Source organism: Anaerotruncus colihominis, assembly GCF_010206195.1.
Lineage (GTDB): Bacteria > Bacillota > Clostridia > Oscillospirales > Ruminococcaceae > Anaerotruncus > Anaerotruncus colihominis_A.
The window spans coordinates 38749-58177 of record NZ_VIQT01000009.1; the positions used below are offsets into that span (position 1 = coordinate 38749).

Genomic DNA, 19429 nt, shown 5'->3' on the forward strand with positions numbered 1-19429 from the left:
ATACAATATTATTTATTTTTTGTCAAATCATCGAATGAATTTAGTAAAATTGGTTGACAAGCGGAAAATAAAATGTTACCCTTAGATTACAGAAAACTGTATATTGTTTTTATAAGAAAGGGGGAGCGTATGAGAGGGCTGACCAACAAGCAGGACGCGGTACGGCGCGTTTTGGCGCGTGAATTTATCACCATGATTTTCCGCGGGGAAAACAATAAGCTCTCCGGGATCAAGGAATATGCGGACCGTTTTGGCGTCGGCGCGGGAACGGTGCAGGGGGCGTTGGCTGATTTGAAGGCCGCGGGTGCTGTTTCCCTGAAAGCATGCGGCGCGCAGGGAACGTACATAGAAAGCGTCGACCGCGGCCGCCTTTTGGAGATGTGCGAATACGATATATTTATCGGGCTGCTCCCACTCGACAGCAGTCTGTGCGTCAAGGGGATGGCCACCGGTATTTTCGAGGCCTTTACCGAATACCGCCTGCCGATTCATATCCTGTTCGCCCGCGGCTCCCGCAACCGCGCTGGAATATTGCTGCGTGAAAAGTGTGATTTTGTTGTGATGAGCCTGTGTGCTTTTTCGTATATGCACAAGAATGCTCCGGATGAGCGGCGCGACCTTTGCTCCATTGGCACGATCAGCGGCTATCCAAGCGAGCATGTATTTATCACAAAGAAGGGCGCGCCGTTCTCCATGGCAAAAACACAGGTGGCGTATGATGCGTTCTCTTACGATCAGATAGCCATCATGGAAAGCCTGGGAAAGCAGCAGAACCCCTACCGCGAATGTCTCGGCGTCCAGTTGCCGGAGCTGGTACGGCGCGGCGAGGTGGAGTCCGCGCTTGTGGAACGAAAAAGCCTGGGCGGAACGGACGATTTTGACGTTCATCCCATCAAACATTTGCCGGCACAGATGGAAAAGGCCCTTGGCGAAAGCGTGGTTGCGGTCCGAGGCAGCGATCACAACCTGTCCGATCTGTTGAGCCTGGTGCTGACCTCCGGACTGGTTCGTCAGGTGCAGCAGGAGATTTTGGATGAAAAACGGATCGTCACATATTGATGTGAGCTTGGGCGTTTTGTTAAGAAGGGTATACATATGCAGAAATATATCGGCGGTATCGAAGGTTTTCTGGAGCAGGACGCCGCAAAGGAATCAGCTTTCTGGGCTGATTACCAGGTGCTCGGCCCCATGTTTGCGGCCCTGCGCATGTTTATGACAATGGATGATGTGCTGACGGTGATTGTGGGCGCCAAGGGTTGTGCGTATCATCTCAATTTTACAATTGTGGCGTGGGGAGAGATCGATTTCTTCCTGGGCAAACGTCCATTGCCCGTGCTGGAGTACCGGCAGCAACAAATTGCCCTGGGCGATTTTACACCGCCCAAGGACTGGCTTCGCCGCATGAAAAAGCTGTGCGGCGTCTATGGGGCCAAACAGATCGTCCTTTTACCCACGGACGCGCTGCTTCTGTGCGGCGCTGACCTTGCCGGCGTTGCAAAAGAAATTCAAACATTCACCGGAATTCAGACGGAGGCTCTGGAAATCGCGGGAATGTCAAGCCCCAATCAGTGGGCGGGCTATGACGCGGCTCTGGGGGCTCTCTATCGTCCATATCTCGGCAAGCTCTATCGACATGAAAAATCGGTTAATCTGGTGGGCTGGATGTGGCCCTCGCGCCACAGGGGGCATGAAATCGGATGCTGCATCGACATGCTAAAAGAGCTTCAGATTCCGGTGAATGCGGTGATTTCCGGCGGCTCCTCCCTGGCGGATATCGAAAAGAGTATGCATGCTGGTGCAAACGCGCTTGTCTGCTCATCGGTAATGGGGAATTTGCTCCAACGCCTTGACGAGGAAGGAATCCGTCTCGCAGGCCCGCGCGCGCCATACGGCTTTTCCGGAACACGCGAATGGCTCACAAGCATCGCGGATGTATTGGAACTGCCGGTTCATAACGGTATCGACGCGATGGAAAAACGGTATAGGGGCCTATTTGAGAAAAACCGGGAACAGCTCAGGGGCAAGAAGGTTTTTGTCAGCGGAGGCCCTGGACGCCTGATCGGCTTGCTGCACACATTGGCCGACTATGGGATGGATATCCAGGCAGCGGCCATGTTCTGGCCTCATGCGTGGAGCCGGGAGGATATCCGCCACATGCTGCGGGATCACGGCGTTAAAATGAAGGAATTCATTCTGTCGCCGGGCCTGGATGATCTGGAACGCATTGCCTGCCAATACGACGTGGATGTCTGGCTCGGCGGCTATCAGGAGCAGCACACCTGCAAGCGGCATGGGATCCCATTCGTCCCGATCACCGTTTACACGGTTCCACACGTGGGCTTTGAGGGGGCTGTTAACCTCGGAAACAAGCTGCTGTTGGCGATGTCCGGCTATTCCTTCACGGAAAGCCAGTTTATAGCAAGGGAGGTGGAGGGTGTCATATGTCCATCGAACGACTCGAACCAATGACCGGATGCGGGATTTTGGGGATCCTGAAATGTTTGGCCGGCGTCCCGGGTGTGCTCCCGCTGATCCATGGGCCGGTGAGCTGCTCCTCCGGCCATCGTCTGGCGATGCTCTATGCAAATGTAGAGCCGCTTCTCCCAACAACGGCCGTGGTGGAAAGGGACATGGCGCTGGGCGCGCGCGATAAGCTGCGGGAGGCTCTGGCCGAAGCGTGGAAGCAGTACCATCCGGGATTGCTCGCGGTGATCCTGACATGCGCCACCAGCCTTGTTGAGGAAGAATATGAAAGCATCCTGCTGGATTATGAAAGACAAACCGGTGCCGCCGCCGTTTTACTGGATGGCAGCGGCCTGGCAGGCGATGAGACGGATGCGCCCGATGCGGTCTATGATGCGCTGTGCCGAAAGCTGAAGATCATGCTGGCCTCCAGTGGAGGACTTCTGGCGTTGGAGGGCCTGCCGCTGACGGATTACAACCGTGCGGACAACTCTCAAATACTTTGGAAACTGATTGAAACCGGGCTTGGATGCCGCGTCACCCCGGGGCTTTTCTCCGGCATTTCCCTGCCGGAGCTGTCCGCGGATTACCGCGCGGCGGACAAAGTCTTTGCTGGGCTTTTATGGCGTCGATCGGAGCTGGTCTCGGCCGCGCCGTTCGGTGTGGAGGGAAGCAGGCGTTTTTTGGAGTGGGTCGCCAGGCAGACAGGGCGGCATGGATTGACGCCGCAAGGGGTGGATACATATGACCGCGCTGTAAAAGAGCTTGAGCCGTTTGCACAAAAGCTCCGTTCCCATTCGATTTCTGTGGCTATAGAGGCGGCCGGCTGGTATGGCTACGGCCTGGCGGATTTCTTGACCAACGAGCTTGGCTGCCGTGTGCTTCTCTGCGTGGATCGCGCGCACCCAAAGAAACCTGAGCGTCCGGTATGTGAGGAATTTTATGAGGATGTCGGCCGGTGGGAGCTGGTCGAGCTGATGAAGGCGTTTGGAGCCAGGCTTGTATTCGGCTCATCCAACGTTCGTTCTGACGATAACTGGGACTATATTCCTTTTTTTGCCCCTGTTTGGAGGACTGAAGAACCAATTGGCGCGCTGCTTGGATACGAGGGCGCACTGACCATTGCGAATCGGCTGCTGAAGCTTGCGGAGGGTGCGCCATGAAAAAGCGGATTGCGCTCTATGGAAAGGGCGGTATCGGAAAGACGACTGTGGCGGTCAATACCGCGCTGTGCATGGCGCGGTGTGGGTACCGCGTTCTGCTTGTCGGCTGTGATCCGAAGCAGGATACGACGCGGCTTTTGACAAAGGAGCCTCTGTTATCCATTTTGGAACAGTACAGTGGGCCGTGCGGGCTGTCTTTGCAGGAAGGGCTGATCGCCAACCCGCGCCCCAATCTATGGTGCTGCGAAGCCGGAGGCCCGAAGCCGGGCGTTGGATGCGCGGGGCGGGGCATCGCGATCGCCCTGAACGCGCTCGAAAAAGCAGGTTGGTTTGACCGCGTCGACGTTGTACTGTACGACGTTCTGGGCGATGTGGTCTGTGGCGGCTTTTCAACGCCGGTTACAAAGGGGTATGCACGGGAACTCTATATTGTGACATCGGGCGAGCAGGCGTCGCTGTTCGCGGCCAATAATATTCTTGCGGGGATGCAGGGACTAGGCGCCTGCGTCAGGGGACTGATCTATCAGGAACGGCGTTTTACAGGCGAGGATATGCTTGTTGAGACATTCAGCCAGCGCGTCAATGTGCCTGTTGCGGTGAAAATCGGCTTTTCCGAGCGGATCAAGCTGTGTGAGATGCATGATATGGCTGTGAGCGAGGAGGAACGCGCCGGAACTGAAACAGCACAGTTCATGGCTTTAGCCGAACGGCTGCTGACTGAAAGCGGTCCGCCAGTCGAGATCTGTCCAATGGACCGGACACGGTTGAGCCAATTCATACGTGAATGTATGCCGTCGGTTGCAGGCGGTAAAGGGGGAAAATCCTGATGACGAAGGAACAGCCTGTTTTGACGCTTTCACATGTGACAACGAGCTTTCAAACGGCACATGGGCTGCTGCCGGCTGTGGATGATGTCGGCTTTTCGGTTTTCCCGCGTGAGATCGTAGCGGTTGTAGGCGAATCAGGCTCCGGCAAGACGGTAACATGCTTGTCGGTGATCGGGCTGGCCGGCGCGTCGGCTGTGACAAAGGGCAGCATTGTTTTTAACGGGCGGGAGCTTGTGGGGCTGCCCTCCGACGAGCTGCGGCAGGTGCGCGGCGGAGAGATCGGGTTTGTGTTTCAGGAGCCGATGACAAGCCTCAATCCCGTTTTTACCGTCGGCAACCAGTTAGACGAGACGCTGCGCGCCCACACAAAGCTGTCAAAGGAGCAGCGCAAACAGCGAATCATACAGCTGTTTGAGCTTTGCGGCATTCCGGAGCCGGAACAGCGGATGCGTTGTTATCCATACGAGCTCTCAGGAGGGATGAAGCAGCGCGTGATGATTGCGATGGCGCTTTGCTGCGATCCGAAAATCCTGATCGCGGACGAGCCGACCACCGCGCTTGACGTGACCATTCAGGCACAGGTATTGGGGCTTCTGCGCACGCTGCGCGATCAGCTTGGGATGTCGATTGTGATTGTAACGCACGACCTTGGGGTCGTCGCAAACTTTGCGGAACGGGTCGTTGTCATGTACGCAGGCAAGATTGTGGAGGAGGGACCGACCCGTGAGGTGCTCGATCATCCGCGCCATTGTTACACGCGTGGTCTGATCGCATCGATTCCCCGCCTGACAACACAGCGAGGGCAGGCTCTCCCAGTGATCCCCGGCAACGTGCCGGATCTTTCACAGATGCCCGAGGGGTGCCGGTTCGCGCCGCGCTGCGGCTCGGCGACGGACGCTTGCAAACAGCCGCCGCCGGAAATCGTTGTAAGTCCCGGCCACCGTGCAAGCTGCTGGCTTGCGGAGCAAAAGGAGGATACAGCGTATGGCGCAGACTGACCGGCCGCTTGTGAAAGCGGAGCATATCGTCAAGCATTTCCCAATTCGCGGCGGGGTGTTTTTACGGCAGGTGGACAGCGTCAAGGCGGTCAATGACGTTTCGCTGGAAATCCGCGAGGGGGAGACATATGGCCTGGTGGGGGAATCAGGCTGCGGCAAATCGACGCTGGGCAGCGTGCTGCTCGGGCTTGAGCAGCCGACTTCAGGCAGAGTGCTGTTCGATGGCGCAGACCTGACCGCCTATTCCCGGCAAAAGCGGCGCGAGCTGCGCCGGCAGATTCAGGTTGTTTTTCAGGATCCATATGAATCCTTAAACCCGCGTATGACCGTCGGGGAGATCGTGTCCGAGGGGCTGCGCATCCAGGGCGGTTGTTCCGCGCAGGAACGCCGCGAACGCGTGCTGCAAATTCTGGAGCAGGTCGGCCTTTCCAAAGAGCATTACGCACGCTATCCGCATGAATTTTCCGGCGGCCAGCGGCAGCGCATCGGTATTGCCCGCGCGCTGATTGTCAGCCCGCGCTTTATCGTGTGCGACGAGCCGGTTTCCGCGCTGGATGTTTCCGTACAGGCACAGATTATCAATCTGCTGCGCGATTTGCAGCGCAGGCACGGCTTTGCATATTTGTTCATCGCCCATGGCCTGAACGTCGTCAAATATCTCAGCGGGCGCATTGGCGTGATGTATCTTGGGCAGCTTGTGGAGGAGGCCGGATCGGACGCCTTGTTTGACCATCCGCGCCATCCATATACACAGGCGCTTTTGAAGGCGATTCCGGACATCGATGCGGTATCCGGCGCTTTTGAACAGACGCTCGGCGGCGATGTACCAAGCCCGGTTCATCTGCCAACCGGCTGCCCGTTTCATCCGCGGTGTGCGCACCGCATGGAGATTTGCTCATCCGCGCTTGCCCCTGTCGTAAGCTTCGGCGGAGAAATGGTGCGTTGCCACCTGTATTCACAGTCCGACGCCGCCCCGGATGGGCGGAAAATACCATAGATGCCATAATAAGGAGGATCATTATGTTGCATTCTGTCAAGACGAGGCTTTTTGCGGCGGCGCTTTGCGGCGCGATGCTACTGACCACCGCGTGCGGCGGCTCCGCAGCGGGAGGGACCGGTCCCGCCGCTGCATCCGGCGCGGGAAATGCTTCAACTGCATCGTCCGGGACCGCAGGAACAGGGGAAACGGATGGCCCAAAGTACGGCGGCACTCTGACGACCTATACGTCGGCCGACCCGAAAAGCTTTGACCCGGCCGCCTTGAGCGCATGGGACCAGACAATCGTAGCGGCAAACATCCTTGAGGGCCTGGTGCGTTTAAATCCCGAGGGCAACACGATTGAGCCTGGTATCGCAAAGAGCTGGGAGCCATCCGAGGATGGAACGGTCTGGACCTTCCATCTGCGCGATGCGAAGTTCCACAATGGCCGCGTGGTGACAGCGCAGGACTTCAAATATTCCTTTGAGCGTGTCGCCAATCCGCAGACAGCTTCCCCAGCCGCATGGATGCTTAATAAGCTCCAGGGCTTCGCCGAATATACCGCCGGCAGCGCCAGTGAGATCAGCGGCATCAAGGTTGTGGATGATCATACATTGGAGCTGACTCTGACAGAATCATATGCGCCGTTTGTTTCAATGCTGTCGTCAGCCGCACTGGCTGTTGTCCCGCAGGAAGCCGTCGAGGAATTCGGCGACGATTTTGGACAGCATGTTGTAGCCGCCGGACCGTTTACTGTCGGACAGTGGAATTTCAACCAGGATCTGACGATCAATGCGTTTGAAGATTACTGGGCGGGCCGTCCATACCTTGACAGTGTAAAATTCAAGGTCATTAACGATGAAAACACACGCATTGTAGAGTTTGACGCAGGCACGCTCGATGTTGCCTGGATCACCCCGGCGCACTACGATCGCCTGACGAGCGATCCGCGCTATGCCAACAGCATCGGCCGCGCTGATACGCTGCATACCAGCTTTTTGATGTTCAACATGGAAAAGGAGCCGTTTGCGTCGAACAAGGCGCTGCGCGAGGCTGTGCTGTATGCGCTTGATACACAGGCTGTTATCGATATGCTCCAAGCGCGCGCCTCTGTGGCGAACGTCCTGCTCCCGAGCGGTATGCTCGGTTCCGGCGACCCGGCGACCACGCCGCCCTACGATGTGGAAAAAGCAAAGGCCAAAATGGCCGAAGCTGGTTATGCCGACGGTTTGCCGCAGGCATTTGAAGTCATCACGCCCGCATGGAACAATAACATCAAGATTTTGGAGATCTACCAGCAGAATCTGAAAGAGATCGGCATCAACATTGAAATCAAGGCGCTGGAAAATTCCGCTTATAACGAGGCGCGCGATTCCGGACAGTTTGAAATCGCCTGGGGCAATATCGTTGCGACATATCCCGATTCAGACGCTATGTTTTATCCACTGCTTCATTCCGACAATATCGGAGCAGCCGGAAACTACGCCCGCTACTCCAATCCGGAGGTTGACGCGCTGATTGAACAGGCCCGCGCCTCCACAGATGACAATGAGCGCGCGTCTCTGTACCAGCAGATCGAACAGTTGGTGCTTGAGGATCTGCCGTATACATATCTGACGCACAATATTTACGTCGACATCTGCCAGCCGTTCGTCCAGGATTACTGCCCGAGCGCCCTGGATGTATCGACCTATCACCGTGTCTGGCTTGATAAGTAAGAGCTGTTGGAGCAGTCAGGCCCCGCGGAACAGCATTGTTCCGCGGGGCCTGATGAAGAATGAAAGGGAGTGGCTTTGATGCCCCGCTATATTGTCCGCAGACTGCTTGCCCTGATTCCTGTCATACTCGGGCTGACGCTGGTCATTTTCCTGTTGGTCAACGTTATTCCCGGCGACACGGCCAGGCTGATCGCCGGCGAATACGCCGATGAGGCCACAGTGGAGCAAATCCGCACAACAATGGGGCTTGACAAGCCGATCCTGGTACAGTATGGCAATTACCTTCTGGACTTGGTACAGGGGGATTTGGGACGGTCCTATCAGACGCATCGTCCCGTGCTGGAGGAAATATTGACTGTCTTTCCAAAAACGATTCAGCTGGCCGTCACAACAGAAGTGATCAGTATCGTTGTCGGCCTGTTTTTGGGAATGAGCGCGGCCGTGCGCCGTGGCAGCCTGTTTGACCGAGGCATCACGATGTTTGGAGTATTGGGGCTTTCAATCCCGCAGTTTTGGTTCGCACTGATTTTACAGCTTGTTTTAGCTGTAAAATTCGGCTGGCTGCCCCCTTCCGGTTATCAGGGCGGGTTTGATATCTATATCATCCTGCCGGCTATTACCCTGGGCATTCCGTCCGCCGGAATGATGGCCCGCATCTCCCGATCAGCGTTTTTGGAGGTGTTGCCACAGAACTATATCCGCACAGCGCGTGCCAAGGGCCTGCAGGAAAAAAGTGTCATCTGGAAACATGCGCTGAAAAATGCGTTGATCCCGGTGCTGTCGCTTGTCGGTACGGATATGAGCCGCCTTTTGACAGGCACAATGATTGTGGAGAGCGTTTTTTCCTGGCCGGGGATTGGAAAGTATGGATACGACGCCTTATTTTATAAGGATATGCCGGCTTTACAGGCAACCGTACTCGTCCTTGCCGTGAGCATCTGCCTGGTCAACCTGGCGGTCGACGTCCTGTATGCCGCCGCTGATCCGCGCGTCAGATATCATTAAGGCTTTGTCGAAGCCAGAACGTTTTCAAACAGCCCCTCAGGCTGTAGAAAATCCACTTTTATCTTTATGCCGATGCGAAGCGGCGGAATGGATGGTCTTTTATGGAACAGAACCGATACCTTCCTAAAAATAAAAAATACCGTTGGATGCTGGAATCAGGCGCGCCGCCATCGGGAAGCCTGTATCGGGATGCCTGGCAGGCGCTCAAAAAGGATCGCGCCGCTATGATTGGGCTAGTGGTCATCGTGGCTCTGGCTGCGCTTTCGATTCTGCTCCCCATGATTCTTGGACTCGATCCGGAAGCTATCGAGTCGCGCAGAGTTGTCGATGGGAAAAACCTGTTTCCACCATTTGCGCCTGACCTTGCGAACATCATGGGCACGGACCAGCTTGGCCGCGATATATTCACCCGCGTGCTGTATGGCATTCGCGTTTCTTTGCTGGTCGGCGTTGTCGCACGCGGGCTTACCATGATTGTTGGAATTGTACTCGGCGTTGCGGCAGCCTATTTTGGCGGATGGGTCGACATGGTCATTATGCGTCTGACCGACGTTTTTCTCGCTTTCCCAGTGATGCTGCTGGCGATGGTGATCACACTGGTCATGGGGCCGAGCCTGTTTACTGTTTGCCTTGCGCTCGTCGTCGTCGGCTGGCCGGATGTCACAAGGCTTTTGCGGGGGCAGGCGCTGGCGCTCAAAGAGAAAGAGTATGTCAAGGCGTCGCGTGCGCTTGGCGCGTCGCATTTCTGGATCATCACACGTCAGCTTCTGCCTGGATGCCTGTCTCTGATTATCGTATCCTTTTCAATGGGAATTCCAGGCGCAATCATGTACGAGTCCGGGCTGAGCTTTTTTGGATTTGGTATTCGTCCGCCGACGCCTTCCCTGGGAAATATGATCGCCGATGCGCGCGGCTACATGACCATTTGTCCGTGGTACATTCTGTATCCAGGTCTGATGCTGATTATTATTGTTGTCGCATTTAATATTCTGGGCGATGGGCTCAACGATGCGCTTGACCCGTATGCCAGAAAACGGAAGTAAAATATGAGTCAATCAACAATTCATTCTGCGCTCCCATTTGAACACCCCTGCTTTTCCAATCATGGAGCGCGTGTGGCGCGTATGCATCTGGCTGTCGCGCCATACTGCAATATCAAATGTGCGTTTTGCCGTCCTACGGTCAATCCGTGCATACACGGATGCGCCCCCGGGCTGGCCAATGAGATTCTGACGCCGCAGCAGGCTTTGGAGCGCCTTCGCAGGGTGCGTGAGAGCGGGATGGATATCCGCATCGTCGGAATCGCGGGACCAGGGGAGCCGTTGGCAAATCCCGAAACCTTTGAGACGCTGCGCCTTATAAAAGCTGAATACCCGCCAATACATCTCTGTTTAAGTACAAATGGTCTGTTCCTTCCGGAGCATGCAAGCCAGCTGGCGCGGCTTGGCGTCGAGACGCTGACTGTAACAGTCAATGCCCATACGCCGAAAGCGGCTATACATATTTATGAGCATGTGTCGGGCGAGCGGGGAGAGAGTGCCGTCCGCCGCCTTTTGGAGCGTCAGAGGACGGGCGTCAAAGAAGCTGTCAAGGCTGGTTTGGTTGTTAAAATCAATTCGGTCTATGTTCCAGGCGTCAATGACGATGAAATTTTGCAGATTTCCCGGGAAATGCGGGCGATGGGAGCTATGATTCAAAATATCCTGCCTGTAATCGCACGCGATACAATGGCGCGGGTTACTCCACCGGACACGGAGCAATTGGAACAGATACGGGAGAGATGCGGCGTCAATCTGGAACAGTTTGTGCGCTGCCGGCATTGCCGCGCTGATGCAATTGTGGATGCAAAACCGTCCTGTACGGGAAAATGAGAAACAGGGAGTTGTGGAAGCATTGTTCAATGTGTTCCCGGATTATTTTGCGAAGGATGTAACCTGTATTGACAGCAGCCTCTTGGACCGATTGAATATCCAGGCCGTCATCACTGATATCGACAATACACTGGCCTTGGTGGACGCTCCAGACCCGGAGCCTCTGGCGCAGGAATGGCTGAATTTTTTAGATCGGCACGGTTGCCGGACCGCGATGATTTCTAATAACGACCCGCCGCGTGTAGAGGCGTTTGCAAAGCTGTTCAACGCGCCCTATGCCGCACATGCGCAAAAGCCTGCATCCGGCGCTTTTCTGGAGCTGGCCCGCCGGCTCGGCGTCGAGCCGGAACAGTGCATGGTGGTTGGGGACCAGATGTTTACCGACATTATGGGCGGAAATCGGGCCGGGATGCATACGGTTTTGGTGGAGCCTTTGGGGAGCGAGCTGGATCATGCGCAGTTTCGGATTCGGCGATGGACTGAAAAGCTGCTGATGGCCATTTACAAGCGAGTGGCACGCGGCCGAAGCCTGTCAGGCCGAAGTCCGGCCGGCGCAGACGTGACGCTTTGAAAATGGAATTATAAAATTTTTGTTCCCCTGCGATGCAAATGGAAATAAAAATCCCCCCGCTAAGGGGGATTTTTTGTATGATGGATGGTGCTTTAAAAGAAAGGAATATTACAGTTTCAGAAAAGGAGCCGGCCTGGGCCGGCTCCTTTTTTCTTTATATGCCAATATATCAAAAGTTAAGAGCTGTTTCGACACGCCGCCGCACCGCAGGCGGTTTCATATACCGTATAAAAGCCTGTCGCCCACTGTAGTCTGAAATGGCGTTCAATCCAAAAGAGGCAGCTTTGAAATCAAAACCAAAAGTTATTGATTTGATGAAAATTATGTATTTTTAATTATCGATTAAAACAGTTATACTTTTACTATAGTAAGAAAAAATAAAAAAAACACGATATCGTGATAAAAACTGTAGAAAATATGGAGGTTTTTGCAGAAGATCAGACTGCTGGAATCAGACATAGAAATTTAAAGATGAGGAGGATATCAGAGATCATGGCAAGTTATAAAATCGGCATCCTGAATGGAGACGATATTGGCCCGGAAATCGTGCCGGTGGCGGTTGACGTATTGAAAGCCGCAGTGCTCCCATATCCGCAGATTCAGATCGAATGGACGCCGCTGCCCATTGGCTACACCTCGTTTCTTGAGCACGGGATCACGCTGTTGCCCGCAGTGCGGGAAGCCCTATATACCTTGGACGGATGGATTTTAGGTCCCATCGGGCACATGGCATATCCAAAGGATCAACCCCAGTGCTTTAACCCGCATCCGATATTACGGCGCGAATACGACCTGGTGTCCAACGTCCGCCCGGCCAAATCCTATCCGCAAATTTCCTGTATAAACCCAGATGTGGATTTGGTGATCATCCGCGAAAACAACGAAGGCTTTCAACCGGATCGGAATATGTTCCGGGGGACCAGCGATTGTATGCCGACGCCCGACATGGCGCTTTCCCTACGCGTAATCACAAGACGCAACAGTACCTTGGTGGCGCGGGAAGGATTTGAGTTGGCGCGCCGCCGCGGCGGACGCAAAAAGGTGACGGCTGTCCATAAAAACACCGTGTTTAAGCTGGGGTGCGGGTTGTTTATAGATTCCTGCCGTGAAGTGGCGCAGAAGTATCCCGATATCGAATTTGAAACAGTGGTGGTCGACACCTTTGCCATGAAGATGCTGATGCGGCCGCAGGATTACGATGTTGTTGTCACCACCAATATGTTCGGCGATATCCTCTCAGATGAAGCGGCAGGATTGGTGGGCGGCCTGGGCATGGCGGCGGGGCTGTGCACCGGTCCACAATACTGTATGGCGCAGGCCACACACGGTTCGGCGCCGGATATCGCCGGCAAAGGGATTGCCAATCCCTTTGCTATGGTAAAATCCGCACAGATGATGCTGGCCTGGCTGGCCGGGCGTAAGCAGGATAAAGCGGCGCTGAAAGCGGCGGCTGAAATGGAAGCGGCCATGGAAGGGGCGCTCAAAGATCCGGCAAGCGTGACTGTGGATTTGGGCGGTACGGCGTCTACGGCTGAAATGGGACGGGCGATGTGCCGGCTGTTGCAAGAACGGACTATGGCGTGACCGCTGAAAGAAGCGTCTGACAGTGTTCCTGCATGAGTTGAATGAACCGTTTTTCATATTTGGTGAGATGCGCATTTTGCCGGTACATAATATGAAAATCCGCGCTGCAAGGGCTGTGCGCCCACTGAAAAATAACGCAGGCCGGACTGCTGATACTGACTTTTCAAAGCGAAAAAACCGGGAACGAACACAGCGCCCAGCCCGGCGGCCGCCATACACATGGCAGTATCTGTATTGGCCGTCACAATGGTGCGCGTGGGAGAAAAATCGTTTTGCGAAAAAAGCTGGTTGGCCAGAAAACGAGTATGATGGCCCTCCTTGAGCAAAAGAAAGCATTCCTGAGAAAGCTCGCGCAGATCAAGCCAGGGGTAGGGCGCGCCGTCGGTATACACGGCTTTAACAGCGGCCGGATGCGTATTTGGAAGGCCGAGCAGAAACTCCTCGGTGAAAAGCGGAAAGCTGGCAAACTTGTAAAGGGGATTGATAGGGCCTTTTGCAGCGACCAGGTCAATGATGCCGTTGGCAAGCCCTGATTCCAGATGATACGAGTTTTCCTCAGACAGAAGAAGCTCAACATTGGGATACTCCTGATGAAATTTGGCCAGAACCTCGGGCAGAAGCATCGGGCTTCGGGAAAAGGTGCCCCCAATCCGCAGGGAGCCATGAATCATATTGTCTGATCGCAAGATGTTTTTTGACATGTTGTCATAGATCGCCAGCATATCCCGTGCAGCCTGCGTATAGTACTGGCCTGCGTCGGTGAGGATTACACTGCGTCCTACATTTTCCAGTAGCTTTGTGTCCAGCGTTTCTTCGAGGGTGTGGATATATTTGCTGAGAGCGGGCTGTGAGATATACAGATGCTTTGCGGCTTCACTGATGCTGCCATACTTTTCGACCGCCAGAATATAGGCAAGCTCCTTTAAAAGCATACTGGAAAACCTCCTTGGCTTTTATCACGTTGGTTTTTGCAGGCAATGTAAGAATGAGCTATCCGTTTGGCTGATCCGAGACAGATTCAGTTTAATATACGCTGTGCTTTTTTGCAAGAATAAATTGATAAGGAGGAATTGCGGAGAGAAAGTACTGTAAATGCATTTTGGCGCTGGGGATACTTTGCGCCGATTTATAAGAACATTTATTTTGAAAAAGGAGAGAACAAAATGAAAAAGTTGTTCAGCATACTGCTTTGTACAGCGATGGTATTTAGCCTGGCGGCCTGTGGCAGCGCCAACTCATCCAATACGCCGGCTGCTTCCACGGCTCCGGCCGCTTCCGCTGCCAACCCTGCTTCCGGCGCAGATACGCAGGCCGAAACAACGGCATGGGCGCCCACGAAGGACGTTGAGATTGTCACCCATTCCGGAGTTGGTTCCGGCGGCGACGTAATCGGCCGCGCGATTATTGAGTCCTGTAAGGGCATTGTAGACGCGAATATGTTTATGCAGAACAAAAAAGGGAGCGCTGGTTCCGCCGTATGGGCCTATGTACAGAAAGGTAAAAACGACGGGCACACGCTGATCGTGATCACCCCCACGAACTTTTTGTGGTACTACAATGCCAACAACGGCATGAACCCCAGCACAGATCTGGTGCCTCTGGTTCGGTTCCAGTTGGATCCACAGGTGCTGTGCGTGCATAAGGACAGCCCGTATCAGGATATTGAATCCTTCAAGCAGGCATATAAGGAAGGTAAGGTCACCATTGCAGGCGAAGCCAGTGGCGGACCCGCGTGGATGGGTGCGACCATCATGGCGGACACACTGGACTGTGCGGTCAGCTTTGTACCCTTTAGCGATGGCGGCGAGGCTCTGACAGGTGTATTGGGCGGCAATGTGGATGCTGTTTTAGGGCAGTTCGGCGAGTGCTACGATCAAATTATCGCGGGCGAGATTGTCCCCATCGCGTTTGCCGAATCTGAAAGAATAGAGGGCTTTGAGGATGTCCCCACATTAATCGAATCCGGTATCGATTTTGCGTTCCCGCAGTGGCGCGGCCTTGCGGTGCCGAAAGATACGCCTTTGGAGGCGATTGCTTATTGGGAAGGTGTTTTCTCCCAGTCCTCCCAAACGGAATATTTCCAGAAGTATCTCAAGGATGGCAGTACGCTTGACGGCTGGATGGACATTAAAGAGTTCACGGCGCTTTGTGGGGAGCAGGACAGGGTTGTACGTGAAATCATTGAGAAGTATGGGTCCGGCGAATAACCGCCTTTTGGGGAGTGCTTGTTGAAAAGTACAGCGTGAATTGCGCCAGGCGGGCTGTCGCCTGGCGCAATTCTTAAGAAATGTTGTTTGTGTTCAGGAGGATTGCGTTTCATGAAGAAAAAGAAATATGTGGATACCATATCGGCCATTTTGCTGATCGCGCTTGGTTTGGTGTATTTCTACGCTGCGGCCCGCCTGCCGGAACCGTTGACGCCTGAACCTTTGGGATCTGCGGGCTTCCCGCAGTTTTTGGCGGTGATCCTGATTGGTTTGAGCGCGTGGATTCTGGTGCGTGCGCTGCTTGATAAATCGGAAGAAGCGAATACCCCGGCAAACTTTACGCCAAAGGACATCAAATGCTTCCTGCTTGTGATTGGCTTGCTGGTGCTGTATGTTGTGGGTATGAAGATCCTAGGATACCTGCTTTCCACATTCTTATTTGCGTCTGTCTGTTTTTGCATCATGGGCGCGTCCTGGAAAAAGCCAACGGCCGTGCTGCTCCCTTCCGTTGTGATCGCCGCTGTGTGCTATGTGCTCTTTAAGGTCCTGTTCCGGGCGGATCTGCCCAGCGGCTTTTTGATTTGATGAAGTGAGAGGAGGAATCATCATTGACGACCATGCAGCTTTGGGGAGAGATATTCTCCACGTTTTCGCCCATGAGTATCGTATGGGTAACGGCAGGCGTTATATGGGGAATTTTTGGAGGGGCGCTGCCCGGCGTCACAGCTTCTCTGGCCATGTCGCTTATCATGCCGTTTACAATCGCGCTCGAACCGGTGAACGCATTCATGCTGTTGGCAGCGACTTATGTCGGCGCGGAGTACGGCGGTTCAGTTCCCGCCATCCTTCTTGGCGTGCCTGGGACGCCGGCAAACGCCCCCACGGCCCTGGACGGGCGGCAGCTTCGGCAGCTTTTTTGGCGGAATCCTGGGCGTGTTCCTGTTGGGTGTCCTGGTCAAGATTTCCCTGATGCTCGACCCTTCGGCTTTCTTCGCCCTTGCACTGTTCGGGCTGTCCGCAGTGGTGAGCATGTCCAAGAAAAATATGGCCAAGGGCTTTATCTCCATCATCCTGGGCGTTATGCTGGGCAGCATCGGATCGGATAACTTTACAGGGATGACGCGCTTTACCATGGGGATGATCCAGCTTGGCGACGGCGTCAGCGACGTGCCTGCCGTGGTGGGCTTTGTGGCGGCGGCTGAACTGTTCGGCCAGGTCATCGTACAGATACAGGAAAAGAATCTTGTATCCAGTATGTTGGGCAAGCTGGACTATACATTTGTTACAATTAAGGAATTTTTAGCCGGCATCAAAGTATCGCTTTTCAGCATGGTGCTCGGAATCGTAGTGGGCGTTATGCCTGGCGCAGGTCCTACCGTGGCTTCTTTTATCGCATACAACGAGGGCCGCCGTATTTCCAAGGACGGCGATAAATTCGGTACCGGCGTCCCAGACGGTATTCTTGCGCCCGAGGTTGCGAACAACGCCTGCGTACCCGCGGCGGTGGTTCCGCTGCTCTCCTTCGGTATCCCCGGTTCCACATCCGCTGCAATTATGCTGGGCGCTATGGTGATGCACGGTATGCGCCCCGGTCCGCTGCTTTCACAGAACAACCCCGAGGCGTTGGGCGCGGTATTCCTGGGCATCCTTCTGGCCTGTCCTTGCCTGCTGATCGTAGGCCGGCTTATGATGAAGCCTTGGGTAAAGGTAACGGCCATTCCGCCGCATTATCTGAATACGATCATTTTGTGTCTGCTTGTGGTCGGTTCCCTGGCTTTGAATGAGGGCATTTTCGCTGTCGGTATCCTGATTGTCTGTGCGTTTTTAGGATATCTTATGAAGCTGGCCGGCTTTAATCCCATCGCGACGGTGTTGGGCTTTGTATTGTCGCAGCTTGTTGAGGACAATCTGCACCGCACGATGCTGCTCTCCAAAGGTTCGCTGATGACATTTGTCGAACATCCCATCACGTTGGCGCTGTTGGTACTGACTGTGGCGTCCGTGGTATTTGGTTTGGTGAAGGGGAGAAAGAAGGAACAGAAAGCCTGATTTGGCAACTGAATAATGCTATGAAATATACGTGTTAAAAGGAAAATAGTACATGCTGCGTATACAGCGCGTTCAGTATGTTTTTACACGCAGTGGAAAGGTATGATTGATTTATGATGAGTGTATTGGATCCAGTACGGATTGGTAACGTTGAAATGAAAAACAGGGTGGTTTTCCCTTCTATGTGTGTGTTCTTCTGTGATTCGGAAGGATATATCAATGAAACGATGATAGAGTATGTCCATGAGCGCGCCGTGGGCGGCGCAGGGTTGTTGATTATTCCCGGCAGCCCCCATGGAAAGGTGGGGCCTGGCCGGCCGGCGCTGTCGCATAACGGCTATATCCCTGGGTGGGAAAAGCTGGTCGCCGTGGTCCATGAGCATGGCGCGAAATTATTTTGCCAACTGCATCCGGCAAAATTCCAGGCGGGTCGTGGCTTTGCTATCGATGACGTCAACGATTTTACACCTGAATACATCCACAGCCTGATCGAAAGTTATGCCGATTGTGCGGTGCGCGCCAAAATGGCCGGCGTGGACGGCGTTGAAATTCATGGCGCGCATGCCCATGAGGTGGCGCAGTTCATGTCCCCCTTCTACAATAAACGTACCGACTCTTATGGCGGCAGCACAGAAAACCGCGCGCGTTTCGGGGTTGAAATCGTTGAGGGCATCAAGCGCAAAACCGGGGCTGATTACCCGCTGATTTTCCGTATCAGCGGCAATGAGATGGTACAGGGCGGCCGTGAAATCGAAGAAACCGTAGAGATTGCCCGCCTGCTGGAAAAGGCGGGAGCGGATGCGCTCCATGTTTCCTGCGGTATGCCGGAAAGCGAATATGCCATTTCCATGCCGATGGATATGGACGATCTGTTCAATGTGGACAGCGCGGCGGCGGTGAAGGCCGCTGTCAGCGTTCCTGTCATCGCGGTGGATCGCATTGCCACGATGGAGGAGGCCGACGCTGTTATCAAAAGCAAAAAGGCGGATTTGGCGGCGTTGGCGCGTGCGCAGCTTGCGGACCCGGATATTGTGGCGAAATATGAGGGGCGTGTACCTGGGCCAGTGCGCCGTTGTATCGGGTGCAACCAGGGTTGCCGCGATGCGGCGGTGTATAAAAAAATCCGCTGTATGCAGAATGCCCGTCTGGGTTTTGAAAGTACGCTGAATTATCTGCCGGTTTCCCAGGAGCAGGCGCAGCGAAAAATTATGATCGTGGGCGCAGGTCCGGCAGGTCTGGAGGCCGCATACGATCTGAGTCTGCGTGGATTTCGTCCGACAGTGTACGAAAAAGAGGCCGCGCCCGGCGGCCTGCTCAACTTGGCGTCGCTTCCGCCGAAAAAGGAACGTATGAACGATTTGACGCATTTTCGCGTAGAGGCGCTGAAGCAGGCGGGAATCGAGATTCATTACAATGTGGAAGTAACCCCGGAGCTGGTGGCCAAGCAGGCGCCGGATGTCTTGATCGTAGCCACGGGCAGTACAACGGCAATGCCGCCCATCGTGGGGCTGGACGCGCAGATCGTGGCGACGGCCGACGATGTGCTTGCAGGCAGGCGGATGATGGAGGGCAAACATATCGTCGTGATCGGCGGCGGCCTGGTTGGCTGTGAGGCGGCCGACTATTTGGCGGTAAACGGCTGCCATGTGGAGATTATTGAAATGAGCGACCAGGTTGCGGGCGGTCTGAACAAGAGCCGGCGGCATTTTCTGATGCAGCGTATGACCGAGAAGGATGTAACGGTCCGGCTTCTGACAAAGGTAGAGCGTATCGACGCGGACGAGATACAGGTGTGCAGCGCGGATTACTCTTATGCGATTAAAAATGTAGATGGCGTCGTGCTGGCCGCAGGCCGCAGGCCGGCGGATATGTTGAGTCAACAGGTAAAGGAACTGTTGCCGCAGACGTGTATTTACGTTGTAGGCGACGCCCAAAAGCCGGGCGTAGCGCTGGATGCGATTCATCAGGCGGCGCGCGTCGCGGCCCAGATATGA

At 54.6% G+C, this 19429-nt stretch carries 17 protein-coding genes and 1 pseudogene; 17 read left to right on the forward strand and 1 reads right to left on the reverse strand.

Going from position 1 to position 19429, the window contains the following annotated elements; translation table 11 throughout:
• Window positions 1-129 precede the first annotated feature (129 nt).
• The 13 genes from FMM72_RS04365 (at window position 130) to FMM72_RS04425 (ending at window position 13179) form a co-directional block, all read left to right on the forward strand.
• On the forward strand, window positions 130-1059 hold the full coding sequence (locus FMM72_RS04365) for a YhfZ family protein (RefSeq protein ID WP_162220716.1): 930 nt from the start codon (window positions 130-132) through the stop codon (window positions 1057-1059).
• A gap of 36 nt (window positions 1060-1095) precedes the next feature.
• On the forward strand, window positions 1096-2469 hold the full coding sequence (locus FMM72_RS04370; RefSeq protein WP_160208293.1) for a nitrogenase component 1: 1374 nt from the start codon (window positions 1096-1098) through the stop codon (window positions 2467-2469).
• On the forward strand, window positions 2442-3626 hold the full coding sequence (locus FMM72_RS04375) for a nitrogenase component 1 (protein WP_162220717.1): 1185 nt from the start codon (window positions 2442-2444) through the stop codon (window positions 3624-3626). The genes FMM72_RS04370 and FMM72_RS04375 overlap by 28 nt, the downstream gene beginning before the upstream one ends.
• Window positions 3623-4453, forward strand: a complete 831-nt coding sequence (locus FMM72_RS04380) for an AAA family ATPase (protein WP_160208295.1) — start codon at window positions 3623-3625, stop codon at window positions 4451-4453. The genes FMM72_RS04375 and FMM72_RS04380 overlap by 4 nt, the downstream gene beginning before the upstream one ends.
• Window positions 4453-5451, forward strand: coding sequence for an ABC transporter ATP-binding protein (locus FMM72_RS04385; RefSeq protein ID WP_160208296.1), 999 nt, complete (start codon window positions 4453-4455; stop codon window positions 5449-5451). The genes FMM72_RS04380 and FMM72_RS04385 overlap by 1 nt, the downstream gene beginning before the upstream one ends.
• Window positions 5438-6448 carry an ABC transporter ATP-binding protein gene (locus FMM72_RS04390; RefSeq protein ID WP_162220718.1) on the forward strand — a complete coding sequence of 337 codons (1011 nt, stop codon included), beginning with the start codon at window positions 5438-5440 and terminating at the stop codon, window positions 6446-6448. The genes FMM72_RS04385 and FMM72_RS04390 overlap by 14 nt, the downstream gene beginning before the upstream one ends.
• Before the next feature lie 23 nt (window positions 6449-6471).
• Window positions 6472-8148, forward strand: coding sequence for an ABC transporter substrate-binding protein (locus FMM72_RS04395; protein WP_162220719.1), 1677 nt, complete (start codon window positions 6472-6474; stop codon window positions 8146-8148).
• 78 nt (window positions 8149-8226) lie between these two features.
• Window positions 8227-9153, forward strand: a complete 927-nt coding sequence (locus FMM72_RS04400) for an ABC transporter permease (protein WP_162220720.1) — start codon at window positions 8227-8229, stop codon at window positions 9151-9153.
• 101 nt (window positions 9154-9254) lie between these two features.
• Window positions 9255-10196, forward strand: a complete 942-nt coding sequence (locus FMM72_RS04405) for an ABC transporter permease (protein WP_162220721.1) — start codon at window positions 9255-9257, stop codon at window positions 10194-10196.
• Between the two features lie 3 nt (window positions 10197-10199).
• On the forward strand, window positions 10200-11024 hold the full coding sequence (locus FMM72_RS04410; protein ID WP_160208300.1) for a radical SAM protein: 825 nt from the start codon (window positions 10200-10202) through the stop codon (window positions 11022-11024).
• A gap of 31 nt (window positions 11025-11055) precedes the next feature.
• Window positions 11056-11595, forward strand: a complete 540-nt coding sequence (locus tag FMM72_RS04415; protein ID WP_347561260.1) for a YqeG family HAD IIIA-type phosphatase — start codon at window positions 11056-11058, stop codon at window positions 11593-11595.
• A 77-nt stretch (window positions 11596-11672) separates the two neighbouring features.
• Window positions 11673-11846 (forward strand): hypothetical protein, encoded by a 174-nt coding sequence (locus tag FMM72_RS04420; protein WP_162220723.1) that lies wholly within the window; start codon window positions 11673-11675, stop codon window positions 11844-11846.
• Between the two features lie 241 nt (window positions 11847-12087).
• The gene (locus tag FMM72_RS04425; protein ID WP_160208302.1) at window positions 12088-13179 is read left to right on the forward strand and encodes an isocitrate/isopropylmalate dehydrogenase family protein; all 1092 of its coding nucleotides are present in this window, start codon (window positions 12088-12090) and stop codon (window positions 13177-13179) included.
• Between the two features lie 53 nt (window positions 13180-13232).
• Here the strand turns inward: FMM72_RS04425 and FMM72_RS04430 are convergent, their stop codons facing one another.
• Entirely contained in the window at window positions 13233-14111 is an 879-nt protein-coding gene (locus FMM72_RS04430) for a LysR family transcriptional regulator (protein ID WP_162220724.1), read from the reverse strand.
• A gap of 231 nt (window positions 14112-14342) precedes the next feature.
• Between FMM72_RS04430 and FMM72_RS04435 the strand changes: the two genes are divergently transcribed.
• The 4 genes and pseudogenes from FMM72_RS04435 to FMM72_RS04455 all read left to right on the forward strand — a co-directional run bounded on the left by FMM72_RS04435 (window position 14343) and on the right by FMM72_RS04455 (window position 19429).
• The gene (locus FMM72_RS04435; RefSeq protein ID WP_160208304.1) at window positions 14343-15386 is read left to right on the forward strand and encodes a tripartite tricarboxylate transporter substrate binding protein; all 1044 of its coding nucleotides are present in this window, start codon (window positions 14343-14345) and stop codon (window positions 15384-15386) included.
• A 111-nt stretch (window positions 15387-15497) separates the two neighbouring features.
• A complete protein-coding gene (locus FMM72_RS04440; RefSeq protein WP_162220725.1) occupies window positions 15498-15971 on the forward strand; it encodes a tripartite tricarboxylate transporter TctB family protein in 474 nt (157 codons plus the stop codon).
• 71 nt (window positions 15972-16042) lie between these two features.
• Window positions 16043-17435, forward strand: a pseudogene (locus FMM72_RS04450) (tripartite tricarboxylate transporter permease).
• A 116-nt stretch (window positions 17436-17551) separates the two neighbouring features.
• Window positions 17552-19429: an NAD(P)/FAD-dependent oxidoreductase gene (locus FMM72_RS04455; protein ID WP_257431959.1), complete on the forward strand. Its 1878-nt coding sequence runs from the start codon at window positions 17552-17554 to the stop codon at window positions 19427-19429.